We start from the raw sequence: 13,456 nt of genomic DNA, 5'->3' as shown, positions 1-13,456 counted from the left end.
GAAATGAATCAGTGCAAATGTGATAAAAATCAAAATATAATTTCACTAGACTGGTTGAAAAATTCGGATAATTAATCATTGCGCGACTAATTATCCGCATTATTGTTCTAAATTAAGCAAATGATGAATATTTAATTCTATTGATTCGTTAAACCTGAATATTCACCCACAGGGTCACCTACGGAAGTCAGTGGTTTTTGTTCGGATCTGATAGATTGTTCACAATAAAAACGCACAAATTGGCGCTTTGTCACCATCTAAGCGCTTGTTCAAACGATATAACTGCATAAACATTCTCTGGATCTGATTTACCCTTACGCTCTCAGAGCAAAAATCAACCGAACCAAGCCGCGTTCAAGCCTGAAACTTGAATGCACTCGGCAATCGCCTCGTATCAACCAACTAGTTCACGAGAACATCATCACGCTTTACGCAACTGATTACTTACTTCCTGTTTGGTTTAGGTATAAATGTATCAATACCCTCATTCACTAGGACGTAAACAATGAAAAACTCGTTTGAACACTCAATGCCTAACAGCGAAGGATACTTTGGCGAATATGGTGGCAGCTTCGTACCACCTGAGTTGGAAAAAATCATGCGCGAGATAAATGAAGCGTATGAAGAATGCTGCAAAGATCCTGATTTTCAAACTGAGTTAGCCCGCCTGTACAAGCACTTCGTCGGTCGTCCTAGCCCGATTTTCCACGCAGAAAACCTGTCCAACAAATACGGCGTTGATATCTACTTAAAGCGTGAAGACCTCAACCACACTGGTGCGCACAAGATCAATCACTGCTTAGGTGAAGCGATTTTGGCGAAGAAGATGGGTAAAACCAAACTGATCGCCGAAACTGGCGCGGGCCAACATGGTGTGGCACTAGCGACTGCTGCCGCGTTGGTTGGATTAGAGTGTGATATCTACATGGGTGAAGTCGACATTGCCAAAGAACACCCGAATGTGGTGCGTATGCGTATTCTTGGCGCCAACGTGATTCCTGCTACTCATGGCCGTAAGACACTAAAAGAAGCGGTCGATGCGGCGTTTGAAGCCTATTTGAAAGACCCAATCACTCAACTCTACGCGATTGGTTCGGTTGTTGGTCCTCACCCTTTCCCGAAAATGGTACGAGATTTCCAATCGATCATCGGTAATGAAGCACGCGTACAATTTCAGGAAATGACCGGCAAGTTACCGGACAACTTGGTCGCTTGTGTTGGTGGCGGTTCAAACGCAATGGGTTTATTCAGCGCATTCTTAGAAGATGAGCAAGTGGCTATTCACGGTGTTGAGCCAGCGGGTCGCTCACTACAAACGCCGGGAGAGCACGCTGCAACCTTGACGCTTGGTGAACCTGGCGTGATGCATGGCTTTAAGTCATACATGCTGAAAGATGAACAAGGCGAACCGCAAGAAGTGTATTCAGTTGCCAGTGGCTTAGACTACCCATCAGTGGGTCCACAGCACAGCTACCTAAAAGACTTAGGACGCGTCAGCTACGGTTCTATTAGCGATGATGAAGCCATTGATGCGTTCTTTGAACTGTCGCGCCAAGAAGGCATTATCCCAGCGATTGAATCATCCCATGCCGTTGCGTACGCGTTAAAACTTGCCAAACAAGGCGTGAAAGGTTCGATTTTGATCAACCTATCTGGCCGAGGTGATAAAGATATCGACTTTGTGGTTGAGAATTACGGCGCCAAATACGGGATTGAGTCTTTGATATAACCGCCATAAACGCATATAGCCACCTGAGCGTCGGTGGCTATATCGTTGCTAGCATCGAAGATACGCAGACTGGCGGCCACATTCTTTTTAGCGGTTTAACGACGCTATCGAGCCCTTCAATCTTCAAAGCCAAACAAAGCTTTAGTAGCTTAACTAACTCCCCCTTCCGGCCAACCTTTTTGCTGTAACTCACAATTGGACAGAACCTTGTTACCAATTTTAGAAGGTTGAAAGATTTCGGATAACTTCAGCTACTGCAAATTATTCAAATTATCTTCAATGTAACGGCCAACTGTATTTATCCACTACATAGCTCATCTAACGAAAACTCCTGCGACGTAAGTTGTCGCAGCTACCAAATATAGTTTATGTGCATTAGCGCACATGAAGAGACGCTTGATAATGTGTAATATGACCACCAAAGATCATGGAATTAAGATCTCATCTCTAATTAAAACAACGGAATAGTCTAGCTTTGTCAAACAGAAAAAGTACACAAGATTCATTGGCTATTGCGCTTGAAATCTTAAAAAGAATACCGAGGCACAAAAAGATCACCGCCCTAGAGTTACGAGATCAACTCGAAGCAATTGGTATCTTTAGAGATATCCGCACGATACAGCGCAACTTGGAGATGTTAAGTGAACACTTTGACATCGATAGAGATACACGCTCCAAACCCTATGGTTACAGCTTTGGTAGAAGTTGCCATGTATTAGGCGTAAGTTCACTCAATGCACATGAGTCCCTGCTTCTTGCGTTAGCTGAAAAACACTTAAAGTTTTTGTTACCAAAAGACGTGGTGAGTTCACTGCGGACCCATTTTAACGAGGCAAAATACAATCTCGAGTTTGATCCTAAAAATCATAAAGATCGAGTATGGAAAAATAAAATAAAATTAGTAAGAGAGTCTCAACCTCTTTTAGCCCCAAAAATTGATAAAACTGTCCTAGAAAACATAAGTAAGGCGCTATATGAAGATCGCTTACTGAAGGTTACCTATCACAACGCCAATAAGCAAACGAGAAAGGCCACAATTATGCCACTCGGGTTAGCACAGCAAGGCGTTCGACTGTATCTGGTCTGTCGCTTTGAAGGCTTCGATAATGAAAGGAGCTTGGCCGTGCACCGTATCAATGATGCGACAGTATCGTCATTTCGCTTCAAGAGGCCGGAAGGTTTCTCGCTGGCAAAATACGACTCCGATGGCAGGTTTGGCTTTGGTGAAGGCGAGCATTGTCGAGTCCAGTTCGACATCAACAAGCAGGCCGGATACCACCTACTTGAGACGCCGTTATCAGAAGATCAAGTTGTAGAAGAACTTGAAAATATCTACAGAATTTCAGCCACCGTAATCGACTCATTATTGCTCGATAGATGGCTAAAGAGCTTTGGCTCTGATGTTTGTAATATTCATAAAAAGAGAGGACATAATAATGTTTATTCAGCACCTTAACCGTGAACAACAATCAGCGTTGTATCATTTTTCCAAACAACTCATTGCAGCAGATGGCCACATTGATGAGCGTGAAACCTTACTTCTGGAAACCATCGTGGCTCAATGCAGCGAAAATGTTGATTTAGATAGAACGTTCGACTTGGTTGAACTATCGGCACTGTTTTCGGAATACTCGGAGAAAATGGCCTTCCTGATTGAGCTTGTCGGTGTGGGCTATGCAGATCAGACTCTTCAGGAAAGCGAAAATAATTTCATCAAGCACATTGCAGAAACAATCGGTGTCGAATTGCCACGCTTGGAAGAACTGAAGAACTGGGTTCAGCGCCAGATGGCACTTGTAGCAGAAGCACAGAAGTTGTTGGGGGTATAGACATGCCACTACCATTTATTTTAGCGGGTGCGGCGGTAGCAGCGGCAGGTTACGGCGCCAAAAAAGGCTATGATGGCTACCAGGATAAATCTGAAGCAAACGATATTATTGAGGCTTCTAAAGGAAAGTACGACGACGAAAGATCAGTCTTCGACGAGCAGAATGAGTTGACAAACCAAAGCTTAACCAAGCTTGGTGAGCTTCAATTAAAGATCGGTAATGATTTTAAGGAATTCAGAACTATTGCAGAAAGGCTCCTAGAAAAGCTGAACCAAGCAAGCTCCAAAGACCTTGAGATCGACTTCCCACAGCATAAACTCGACGAAATCGATGGCCTCGCACTATCCACCACTGCCTACATGGGCAAGATTGCAGGTGCTAGCGCGGCCGGTGCAGCGGCAGCATATGCCGTATATGGCGGCGTAATGGCTGTCGCTGCTGCTTCAACAGGTACACCTATTGCTGCTCTATCGGGTGCGGCTGCCTATAACGCCACGATGGCTGCAATCGGTGGCGGCTCCATTGCCGCTGGCGGATTCGGAATGGCCGGAGGCGCGATGGTACTCGGTGGCGTCGTTGCCGCTCCCATTATGGCAATCGCTGGCTGGGCCTTTGCGTCACACGCAGAAGAAGCATTAAGCGATGCGAGAAAAACCCGAACAGAAGTCAATGAAGCCGTTGGCAAGATGGCAAAAGGACGCAATCAGCTAAGCAAAACTAAGCTCTACGTCGATAGGATCTACGCCGAAACAGAACGTCTGTATGCGATATTCAAAGAATACTTTGACAACCTGAAAGCCTTTGACCAGCTCATTACAGCAAAAACTGACATTTCTAAATTTGAAGATGACGTTATCCGTTCGATTCATAATGGCTACCAAATTTCAGCCATTCTCACCGATATCATCACGACACCGTTGTTTAAACCTAAGCAGGACGAGCAAGGTAACGTAGTGCTGAGTGATGAGAATATCGTTGAAATAGAAACTGACAGTGAAGGGATGCAAGTGATCAACGAATCAGCAATCAATACTGTACTTGCGGCATCGAGTAACACACAAAAATAGCATCGCCATCATTGAAATATAATGTAAGGGAGGTACGCCTCCCACCCTTATGGAACTGTATGACATGTCAGGAACTAATACACAAAATTTCCGGTTAGTCGATGAGCTAAACAAAACTGTCACTAAAAGCTTAGTAACCACATTCGGCCTAGATTTTTTACTTTTCGAAGACAAAAAAGGCGGTGATGTCGCGACGATCCATAATGCTCGTCAGCACCAAAAAGGCGACACGGATATTTACATGTCCGATAGCGTTCAACAAGACTATGCTAATAGAGGTGACTACAAACCCATCAAGCGTGATGCGAATGGCAACATCATGACCGATGGAAAAGGCAGACACAAAAAGGAAGATCTTTACCATTCACACCCGAGTTATAAGGCCAAGGGCAAAGAAGACAAAAAACAACAACAAGGCGGTGAGTTGGTTGATGAGTACCGCGGCAAAACAATGTCTAGTGAAGAACAGCGCCAGCTCGACCATATCATCTCATCCCATGAAGTCCACGACGATGCAGGAAGGGTGCTTGCTGGTCTCAGTGGCGTAGAGCTTGCCAACCAAGACTCAAACTTTCAATCGACCCACAATTACATCAACAACCTCAAGTCAGATCATTCAATGGATGATTTCCTGACTACTGTCGTACCAAAGACAATCGAAAACAAGCGCAAGAGCATAGAAAAAGACAGGCAACGTTTAGAATCTATGCCAACAGAGACTAAACAGCAACGGCATGAAAAGCGTCAGTTAGAGAGCAAAATTGCCAAAAAGAACGAGCACATTGAGGTTCTTGAGAGTATTGACGAAGACAAAATGCGAGAAGCCGACAAGAAGGCAAGACAAGAGTACGATAAGCAGATTAATTTCACCTACTACACCAGCAGTAAGTTCTTTAAGAGTACAGCGATGGAATCTGGCAAAGCTGGCTTGAAGATGGGGGTAAGGCAGGCATTGGGGCTTGTTCTTGCTGAGGTCTGGTTTGAACTAAAAGATGCCATTCCTCAGGCTCTTAAAGATACAGAGGATAACTTTACCCTTGAGAAATTTCTTGAGAAGCTAAAGGCCACGGCTCAAAACATTTGGAACCGGGTGAAAGTTCGATTCAAAGATATCCTGGATGAATTTAAAAATGGAGCCTTGGCGGGGGCTTTATCTAGCTTAAGCACAACCATAATGAACATCTTTTTCACCACTCAAAAGTTGATTGGCAAGCTCTTGCGAGAAACCTGGTCTAGTTTGGTCTCAGCGGCCAAGATCCTATTCTTTAACCCCGAGAACCTTGGCCCAGGCGCACTGGCACGTGAAGTAACACGTATCTTGTCGACAGGTGTCGCCGTTGCCATGGGGGTTATGTTCAACCAGCAACTTGCCTCTTTAATGACTTTCCCTCTTGGCACCGAACTGGCCTCCTTCGTTAGTGCTGTCGCAACGGGTTTAATGACTATCGGTATCACCTACTTTTTAGATCACAGTCAGTTAATGCAAAAAGTCTGGGATTACCTCGATCTGTTTAAATCAAAAACAAAGAGAACATTAGAGTACTTTCAGAAGGTGAATGCTGAGCTCGACCGATATTTGATTGAGCTTTCCCGGATTGAGTTCAACCTTTCGCCAGAAGAACTGATGAGGTTTGCAAGCAGCCTAGAATCCATCAGTTGCGAACACGAAAGAAGTCTCATGCTATCGAAAGAGATAAGTAAGCGAGAGATAGAGGTGCCATTCGAATCAAACAACCTCGATAGCACTCGAGCTTGGTTAATGAGCTTATGAACCGGGAAGCCCTAACCCCCTTCCCCTGCTATTCGTGTGGAAAGTGCTGTTCGAATGTACACTTATCACAAGAGACAAAAAGCTTGGATCGAGGTGATGGCATTTGCCGTCACCTCAATATCGATAACAAACAATGCAGCATCTATCATACGAGGCCCGATATCTGTCGAGTGGAACTACAGTATCGAAAACACTATTCATCCACTTACACATGGAAGGCCTTCGTCGAGATAAACCTCTCAATCTGTGAGCGCTTACCAGATAGATAAAGGTAGGTGTAATTGATCAGCAGATTTGACCACATAGTCAACTCTCTAGACATAAGGAAAAGTAAGTCAAATTGCGAGTCTTGAAATTAGCCTCAATCTTGCTCTAGCTTGCTTTGGGGCAAAAAGGAGTCAGCCTGACGGTCTGACTCTTTTGAATGAAAACTTAGGGTATCGGGGAAGGGTTTAGGGGGCTGTGGCAGGTTACACTCGCTTACTTTTTAGTCTGGTGACCAGTCTTCTTCGCAAGCTCTTGCATCGCCTCGGCAAACGTTGTTGTCCCGCCTTTCGCTTTAACCTGTACTACCTTGTATCCCATCTTTTCCAACGCTTGGCGTTCTGCTAAAACAGCTTTGTCATCTTGCTGACTACCTTGAGCAGGCTGATGAATGTAACACCCCTCTAGTTGACCATCTTCGACCAATTGGTGGTGTTTCAGTGCATCGATATCAAAATTCATAATAAATCTTTTAATTAAAAATGGGGGGAGTTTCTAAAGCAGTTTATATCCGCTTCAAAGGCTTCACGACACTATCTAAGCCTTCAATTTTCAGAGCTAAACACAACTTGAGCAAATCACCTAACTCCCCTTCTGGCCAACCTTTTTTGTCGAACCACAGCAGGTACTCTTCAGGTAAATCAATCAATACTCGGCCAGCATACTTACCAAAAGGCATCTGTATTCTTGCCAACTTAAGCAGGTTTTCTTTTTCCAACATGACGTGAATTCAATGGTCAATTTTGCCAAAGGTTACCATTAAAATCCGATTCACTGTAGCGAGTTGAGCGCTTCAACCCTCAACTTAGTTTGGCAAAGAGTCGTCATCGTTAATGATATGCGCGTACTCAACAATCACTTGATTGCCTTCGATGTAAGCATTTTGTATTTCGCCATCAACACTCATACGGCTTTGTAGGTAAACCACTTTCGGTCCTGTATCTGACTGTTCTTTCAGTGATGGAAAGACATGATTTGGTTCTAAGCGCAACAAACGGCAAAAGTGGCTGATGAACGACATGTTCAGCGGCTTTTCCCCACGTAGCATTTGAGAGAATGCGAGTTGGCTCATACCGAGTTTTTTGGCGAATTCCATCTGGGTCAAACGCATTTTGGATTTCTGTGACATCCAAGTTTGATAAAGTGCGTCTCTGTCGCGTTCTGTAAATTCCATGATGATTCCTTGTATGAGTTAGTGGCGCTGATTGTCAGCCTTTTCAGACAAGGTCATGTCATCAAAACGTTAGAGCAAATTAAAGGTTCGGTTGAATAAAGTGCTTATTTGCTGTGGCTCGAGCCCTTTCTCGAACAGGGATGTACTAGACCAACAAAAAAAGCAGACACCTTAAGTATCTGCTTTTCCATAAAAGTGAATCGCTTAGAACCAGCTGGCTACCAAACGTTTGACCCAATCAAGCATTCGCTTGAAGAATCCACCCTCTTCTACATTATTTAAGGCAACTAAGTCCGTTCGTGCAACTTCCTTATCATCAACAACGTAAATCACGTCGCCAACTTTATCGCCTTTGCGAATGGGTGCGGTGAGGTCACCTTGCGTTTCCAGTACCGCTTTGAGATTGGAAAGCGCGCCTTTACTCAGTGTTAGGTACACATCTTCACTCACACCAACATCAAGGTTATCTTGCTCACCCATCCACACTCGTACCTCACTCAGCTTCTCGTCCGCTTTGGTCGGAGAGATGGTATCGAAAAACCTAAAGCCATAGCTAAGTAACTGCTTACTTTCCGATTCGCGGTTCTTGGTACTGCTCGACCCCATCACCACGCTGATCAAACGCATGTCACCATTGGTCGCCGAGGTTGCCAAGCTGTACCCTGCGCCGCTGGTATAGCCGGTTTTCATTCCGTCGACATTCAGGCTGCGGTCACGCAACAAGCCATTGCGGTTGTATTGGGTAATTCCGTTGTAAGTAAATGAGAGTTCACTGTACATCGGGTAGATCTGCGGCAAGTCGCGAATAATGGCTTGGCTGAGCTTGGCAATATCACGCGGCGTCGAGTACAGTTCATTGCTGTCTAAGCCGTGAGGGTTGGAAAATGCCGTGTTTGATAAACCGAGTTTACTCGACCAACTGTTCATTAAGCTGACAAATGCATCTTCACTGCCAGCAACGTGCTCTGCAATCGCTACCGCGGCATCGTTACCAGACTGAACAACGAGCCCACGATACAGGTCATTGAGAGAGACTTGTGTGCCGACTTCAATAAACATCTTCGATGAGTCTGGGAAGTTTCGCGCCCAAGCACGTTGGCTGATCGTCACTTGGTCATCCAGTGCAATATTGCCTTGCTTCACTTCTTGACCAGCCACATACGCCGTCATCAACTTGGTTAAACTCGCGGGGTTGAGCTGATTATCAGCGTTCTTCTCGACCAGAACCGTTCCGGTGTTGTAATCCATCAAGATGTAACCTTTGGCGCCAATTGCTGGCGGATCAGGCACAATGACCGGAGCAGCAACAGTGGCGAAAGAAAGAGCCATTAGAGATAGAGCAGTAGTAGTGTTTCTCATAGTCACGTTCAAAGGCTTCCGAGTTAAAATCGTTTACTCAGTATAATCAAGCCACAGAAGGAATCAGCGGCTTTGTAAACAATCGTTACTTTTATTGAAGATTTATCGCAAATATTAGAGCTCGGTGTTCACTCAGCACTAAATTATGCCGCTTTGACCCAGCACCTGCTCCAGTTTTCCAAGCCAGAAACAAAAAAACCAGCACCTAAGTGCTGGTTTTTACAATCTGTTCGAAATGAGTTTACGCGGCAGATTCTGCCATCTGCTTTTTCATCAATTTGTCTTTGTGAGCGAACCAAACGTATGTCGCGACAATTGAGAAGAACAAGTAAGACAAAGCAAACACAAACGGTGAGCCAATCAAACCTTGGCTTACGCCCCAACTGACGCCGGCAATCGTGACGGTAATCTTAGCCAACAAACCACAGATCAACAGTAGCAATGCCAACTGCGGAAAACGGCTGCTTCTGAAAGCAAACCAGTAACACGCACCGACGGCCATAGTAGAGATGTAAAGGCCTAGCAGAAAGGAATGAAGATGTTCAGCTGACGCCACACCCGCAGTAACCGAAATTAACAACAATATAAACAGCTTCATATTTTACCTCGACTTAAAACTGGCAAAAGCTTCCTTTCATTTTTGCAAACTCATTTTGCGGATATTTTCGCCAATCTATTACAAAGATCAAGGGCTATTTTTTGTTGTTTTCTTAAACAAACTGACAAAAGAGTAAGTTGTGATTTTTTTGTTAAATAAATATTTTTAAAGGACTCTTGTGCCGTTAAGTCTCAGCCGATTTTGAACAAATAGCAGGTTTCAAATGTTACAGATAAATAACATTTGAAATATTTGGAAACTTTACGTTTTTGTGATCATTCGCGGTTGGGATAAAAATTCACAGTTGCATATGAGATCTGCAACGATAGTTTTCACTTGTCTAATGAGAGCAGTAAATATCGGCAAATTTAGTGTGAGCTTAGCCACTGTTCGTTTTTTTTCAGCTCGTCTAGTGATAACGCCTCTGCTACCTTTGCGTCACAAATATTTAGCCCTTAACTCTCATGCCTTCTGAGTACCGAATTAAAAAGATCGTCGAGATCGGCGATACACTTCACCGCAGTGGTTGTGCCCCTTATAAATTAGAGAAATACACGCAATTTTATGCTCGTAAGCATGGGGTCGATGTCATGATCCAAGCGACGCCAACGACGGTGAATTATCAGTTTCCTGATGACAACAATGCGGTTGTGATGAAACGCCACCAGCCACCTTCTATTAACCTCAGTTTGCTGGCCAATACCATCATCCGTATCAACCAACCTAGTCAAGAACCTGTGCCCGAGCCAATCGGTTATCCTAAGTGGGTCATCGCTTTAGCCAATATGGGCATTCCACCGGCTTACCTAATGTTGGTTGGCAGCACTTTAGACGCTATCTATATCTCTGTGTTTATGGGATTTGTGGTCTGGCTTGCGCAGCAAGTTTGCACCGCCAGACGCCGTATCGCGGTCGAATTTATTGCGGCATTATTGACGGGCATCTTGGTCGCTTTTTTTGCCAGCACCGCCGCCAATATTCCGGTTTGGGCGTTATGTATCGCTGCGGTGATCCTGTTTGTCCCCGGCCTGTCGATCGCCAACTCGCTTGAATGTCTGGCGTTTAACGATCTGGTTTCTGGAACGAGCTTGTTTGGTCAAAGTGCTTTGACTTTAATAAAGCTCTTCGTGGGTATCGTAATGGGGCTCAACATCGGCGAGTCGATATGGGGGCAAGCTGAAGCGTCCAAATACGTCAACGAAGTTCCGCTATGGTTACACATCTTCGGTCTATTCTTGCTGTCCATTTCGCTCGGGATCATCTTCAACGCTCGTCCGAAAGACATATTGTTGGGTTTGCCTGTTGCGATTCTTGGTATGTGGGGGACCGTTCTATCTCGGCTTTGAAAGCGGCTGGGTCGTTGGCACTTGGGTAACAACGGTATTAATCACACTTTATGGCACTTGGTTGGCGAAAAAGATGGAACTGACTGGCGCCATTTACATCGTGCAAGGGATCATCATCCTCGTACCGGGAAGCCGAGTGTTAGTCAGTGCGGGTCAGTCGGTTTTTGAACAGTCGATTCTGCCGATCCCGAGTATTGGTTTATCGGCGCTGTTTATGTTCTCAGCGATTGTCGCTGGCCAAATCACGGCTTACTCGATCTACTCGCCAAAAGTCGAGCAATAGTTTTCTCGCCTATCTATACAAAGAAAGCTATATAAAGAAAGAGCCCTATTCAAACTTCGCTTGCTATCTAAGCGGCTTTTGAATAGGGCTCTTTCCCCTTGTGCTTCATTTTACGGCAGAAGCTGCCTTTACCTTTTTTCGCTTTTTCGACTCTCACTTTGAACAGTGGACTGGTTACCACCGCTTTCAGAGCATTGTCTTGTATTTCACCTCGCCCGACTTCCAGCGTAGCTTGAAGTGAGGAGCCCTGATTGCCTTTGTGACGCTTATGCTTAGGCATGAATATTCTCCAAATCAAATATTTACGATCGACTGTACAATGCACTAATTGCAAACGAAAAAGTATAGATACGTTTATCAATAGAGCATTGTGACAAATATTACACTATTTATAGTTTGATAGGTATTATTTTAGAAACTGTACCTAGCGCAAGTTTCTCAGAAAAATCTCAGTTCAAGGGTTCCAAATCAACTTATTTTGATTGACTTAGCATCACTTAGCTTTAAACTGGATTGCAGCTAGAAAACGGTACTTGTTTATCTCCGCCGTTTCGTTGGATTTCTTGTATCTCTTCCGTAACGTCGTGCGCAATAGCAATCTCCTTTTCCACGCTATAGTTGCCGTCATGGCTTTTACAAGATTCATCAAGGATACACATTATGTCTAATACTGTTACTGGTACAGTTAAATGGTTCAACGAAACTAAAGGATTCGGTTTCATCAAACAAGAAAACGGTCCAGACGTTTTCGCTCACTTCTCAGCAATCGAAGGTGACGGTTTCCGTACTCTTGCTGAAGGTCAAAAAGTTGAGTTCGTTATCACTCAAGGCCAAAAAGGCCCTCAAGCTGAACACATCAAAGCTGTTTAACTTGTAGCTAAATAAGAATTACAATAGCCAGCACATTTGCTGGCTATTTTTATATCTGATATGGCACTAAAACCAACGATTTACAAATTTCGTCTCTCGATTTCTGACACCAACCGAGACATTTACGATTCAGCGCAATTAACGATTGCCCAACACCCTTCTGAAACGGTGCCTCGAATGATGGCACGTATTTTAGCCTTTTGCGTTAAGTACCAACCTGACTTAGTGTTTACTAAAGGTCTGTCGACCATCGAAGAACCCGACCTGTGGGTTAAATCTCTTGACGATCAAATCCTGCATTGGATTGAAGTCGGAGAACCCACCTTAGACCGCATAAAAAAATCGACCCGATTGTCCCCAAGCGTGGACGTATTCTGTTTCAACAGTAAAGCGGATGTATGGTGGGAACAGACAAAAAACAAGGCTCACCAATACAACGCCAATATTTATCGCTTTAACTGGGACGCTATCGAAGCACTGTCGCAAGTGGTTGAACGTGGCATGGATTTATCGGTAATGATCACGGGTGACAGCCTATTTATAGACTGCGCACAAGGCTCGTTTGAAGTTCAGTTAGAGACACTGTACTCCAATGAGTAATGCGTTAGATCTAGCGCTAAAGGCGATCAAAGCCAACCTTTTGCTTGAGTCACAACCTTTCGAGACGCAATGGGACCTGTTTTGTGAACAGTACGAGCCGCTGTTTAAACACGTGACAAGCAGCAAACCGCAAAACGCGCCCACTCATCACTTACTCGGTATTTTGACTAAGGCTCACATTGACTCGCAATCAATGTTGCAGACACACCTAAAATCCGTGAAGAAGATGGAGCAAGTGTTTGAGGAAAACTTAGGTAAAGAGAAAGCGGGTCTGTTTGAGAACCAAAGTTTGGCTGGGTTAGTGTTCGTCACGCACCTTTGGCTTTACTTGCAAGGTTACCTCAAGATGGATTTCAGCCTCGCCAATGATCATGCGCAGCAGACGTCGGTAACGGTGCACTCTTTGACAGAGCAAGATACCAATGCGCTAAGAACCGAGTTCATGGCGAGCTTTTATCTTGGCAATCAACACTCGCCAATCATTCAAAGCGCTAACCCAATCATTAAATGGTTACGCTCTTTGTTCGGCGGATAAGCCTGAGGTAGAAAGAAGAAAGGCTTCCAAA

Annotated in this window: 15 protein-coding genes and 1 pseudogene; 10 read left to right on the top strand and 6 right to left on the bottom strand. The window is 44.5% G+C overall.

The genetic code is table 11. The features are described from left to right. Positions 1-505: 505 nt before the first annotated feature. The 6 genes from trpB to AKJ31_RS23585 all read left to right on the top strand — a co-directional run bounded on the left by trpB (position 506) and on the right by AKJ31_RS23585 (position 6,665). A complete protein-coding gene (gene trpB, locus AKJ31_RS01410; RefSeq protein WP_053407298.1) occupies positions 506-1,729 on the top strand; it encodes a tryptophan synthase subunit beta in 1,224 nt (407 codons plus the stop codon). Between the two features lie 475 nt (positions 1,730-2,204). After that, complete coding sequence (locus AKJ31_RS01405) at positions 2,205-3,185, top strand: helix-turn-helix transcriptional regulator (RefSeq protein ID WP_053407297.1); 981 nt, start codon at positions 2,205-2,207, stop codon at positions 3,183-3,185. After that, a complete protein-coding gene (locus tag AKJ31_RS01400; RefSeq protein WP_053407296.1) occupies positions 3,166-3,558 on the top strand; it encodes a tellurite resistance TerB family protein in 393 nt (130 codons plus the stop codon). The genes AKJ31_RS01405 and AKJ31_RS01400 overlap by 20 nt, the downstream gene beginning before the upstream one ends. Positions 3,559-3,560: 2 nt before the next feature. Beyond that, positions 3,561-4,625, top strand: a complete 1,065-nt coding sequence (locus AKJ31_RS01395; RefSeq protein ID WP_053407295.1) for a hypothetical protein — start codon at positions 3,561-3,563, stop codon at positions 4,623-4,625. Between the two features lie 64 nt (positions 4,626-4,689). After that, the gene (locus tag AKJ31_RS01390; protein WP_053407968.1) at positions 4,690-6,396 is read left to right on the top strand and encodes an ATPase; all 1,707 of its coding nucleotides are present in this window, start codon (positions 4,690-4,692) and stop codon (positions 6,394-6,396) included. Further along, positions 6,393-6,665, top strand: a complete 273-nt coding sequence (locus AKJ31_RS23585) for a YkgJ family cysteine cluster protein (protein WP_072161201.1) — start codon at positions 6,393-6,395, stop codon at positions 6,663-6,665. The genes AKJ31_RS01390 and AKJ31_RS23585 overlap by 4 nt, the downstream gene beginning before the upstream one ends. Before the next feature lie 211 nt (positions 6,666-6,876). Here AKJ31_RS23585 and AKJ31_RS01385 read toward each other — a convergent pair whose 3' ends face one another. From AKJ31_RS01385 to AKJ31_RS01365, 5 genes are all read right to left on the bottom strand, one after another. After that, a complete protein-coding gene (locus AKJ31_RS01385) occupies positions 6,877-7,122 on the bottom strand; it encodes a hypothetical protein (protein ID WP_053407294.1) in 246 nt (81 codons plus the stop codon). Positions 7,123-7,165: 43 nt separating this feature from the next. After that, entirely contained in the window at positions 7,166-7,381 is a 216-nt protein-coding gene (locus AKJ31_RS01380) for a DUF3820 family protein (RefSeq protein ID WP_053407293.1), read from the bottom strand. 84 nt (positions 7,382-7,465) lie between these two features. After that, on the bottom strand, positions 7,466-7,834 hold the full coding sequence (locus AKJ31_RS01375) for a helix-turn-helix domain-containing protein (protein WP_053407292.1): 369 nt from the start codon (positions 7,832-7,834) through the stop codon (positions 7,466-7,468). A gap of 204 nt (positions 7,835-8,038) precedes the next feature. Next, positions 8,039-9,193: a D-alanyl-D-alanine carboxypeptidase family protein gene (locus AKJ31_RS01370; RefSeq protein ID WP_053407291.1), complete on the bottom strand. Its 1,155-nt coding sequence runs from the start codon at positions 9,191-9,193 to the stop codon at positions 8,039-8,041. 241 nt (positions 9,194-9,434) lie between these two features. Further along, entirely contained in the window at positions 9,435-9,791 is a 357-nt protein-coding gene (locus AKJ31_RS01365; protein ID WP_053407290.1) for a hypothetical protein, read from the bottom strand. Between the two features lie 464 nt (positions 9,792-10,255). Between AKJ31_RS01365 and AKJ31_RS01360 the strand changes: the two are divergent. After that, positions 10,256-11,420 (top strand): annotated as a pseudogene (locus AKJ31_RS01360) (threonine/serine exporter family protein). Between the two features lie 67 nt (positions 11,421-11,487). Here AKJ31_RS01360 and AKJ31_RS01355 read toward each other — a convergent pair. Beyond that, positions 11,488-11,700 (bottom strand): alternative ribosome-rescue factor A, encoded by a 213-nt coding sequence (locus AKJ31_RS01355; protein ID WP_053407289.1) that lies wholly within the window; start codon positions 11,698-11,700, stop codon positions 11,488-11,490. Between the two features lie 380 nt (positions 11,701-12,080). On the opposite strand from AKJ31_RS01355, the gene AKJ31_RS01350 reads away from it, so the two are divergent. The 3 genes from AKJ31_RS01350 to AKJ31_RS01340 are packed head-to-tail and all read left to right on the top strand — an operon-like array spanning position 12,081 to position 13,425. Continuing rightward, a complete protein-coding gene (locus tag AKJ31_RS01350) occupies positions 12,081-12,290 on the top strand; it encodes a cold-shock protein (RefSeq protein ID WP_053394505.1) in 210 nt (69 codons plus the stop codon). Positions 12,291-12,350: 60 nt separating this feature from the next. Next, positions 12,351-12,890, top strand: coding sequence for a YaeQ family protein (locus AKJ31_RS01345; protein ID WP_053407288.1), 540 nt, complete (start codon positions 12,351-12,353; stop codon positions 12,888-12,890). After that, positions 12,883-13,425, top strand: a complete 543-nt coding sequence (locus AKJ31_RS01340) for a hypothetical protein (RefSeq protein ID WP_053407287.1) — start codon at positions 12,883-12,885, stop codon at positions 13,423-13,425. Before AKJ31_RS01345 ends, AKJ31_RS01340 begins: the two co-directional genes overlap by 8 nt. Positions 13,426-13,456: the final 31 nt, after the last annotated feature.

Source organism: Vibrio hepatarius, from assembly GCF_001274785.1.
In the GTDB taxonomy this organism is placed as follows: Bacteria; Pseudomonadota; Gammaproteobacteria; order Enterobacterales; family Vibrionaceae; genus Vibrio; species Vibrio hepatarius.
Note: the sequence above shows the minus strand (reverse complement) of the source record. Positions and strands in the feature narration are given on the sequence as shown.

Bases quoted from the DNA above. Each gene is read 5' to 3' on its own strand.
- trpB (WP_053407298.1), top strand. From the start codon at position 506: ATGAAAAACTCGTTTGAACACTCAATGCCTAACAGCGAAGGATACTTT.
- AKJ31_RS01400 (WP_053407296.1), top strand. From the start codon at position 3,166: ATGTTTATTCAGCACCTTAACCGTGAACAACAATCAGCGTTGTATCAT.
- AKJ31_RS01395 (WP_053407295.1), top strand. From the start codon at position 3,561: ATGCCACTACCATTTATTTTAGCGGGTGCGGCGGTAGCAGCGGCAGGT.
- AKJ31_RS01390 (WP_053407968.1), top strand. From the start codon at position 4,690: ATGTCAGGAACTAATACACAAAATTTCCGGTTAGTCGATGAGCTAAAC.
- AKJ31_RS23585 (WP_072161201.1), top strand. From the start codon at position 6,393: ATGAACCGGGAAGCCCTAACCCCCTTCCCCTGCTATTCGTGTGGAAAG.
- AKJ31_RS01385 (WP_053407294.1), bottom strand. From the start codon at position 7,122: ATGAATTTTGATATCGATGCACTGAAACACCACCAATTGGTCGAAGAT.
- AKJ31_RS01380 (WP_053407293.1), bottom strand. From the start codon at position 7,381: ATGTTGGAAAAAGAAAACCTGCTTAAGTTGGCAAGAATACAGATGCCT.
- AKJ31_RS01375 (WP_053407292.1), bottom strand. From the start codon at position 7,834: ATGGAATTTACAGAACGCGACAGAGACGCACTTTATCAAACTTGGATG.
- AKJ31_RS01370 (WP_053407291.1), bottom strand. From the start codon at position 9,193: ATGAGAAACACTACTACTGCTCTATCTCTAATGGCTCTTTCTTTCGCC.
- AKJ31_RS01365 (WP_053407290.1), bottom strand. From the start codon at position 9,791: ATGAAGCTGTTTATATTGTTGTTAATTTCGGTTACTGCGGGTGTGGCG.
- AKJ31_RS01355 (WP_053407289.1), bottom strand. From the start codon at position 11,700: ATGCCTAAGCATAAGCGTCACAAAGGCAATCAGGGCTCCTCACTTCAA.
- AKJ31_RS01350 (WP_053394505.1), top strand. From the start codon at position 12,081: ATGTCTAATACTGTTACTGGTACAGTTAAATGGTTCAACGAAACTAAA.
- AKJ31_RS01345 (WP_053407288.1), top strand. From the start codon at position 12,351: ATGGCACTAAAACCAACGATTTACAAATTTCGTCTCTCGATTTCTGAC.
- AKJ31_RS01340 (WP_053407287.1), top strand. From the start codon at position 12,883: ATGAGTAATGCGTTAGATCTAGCGCTAAAGGCGATCAAAGCCAACCTT.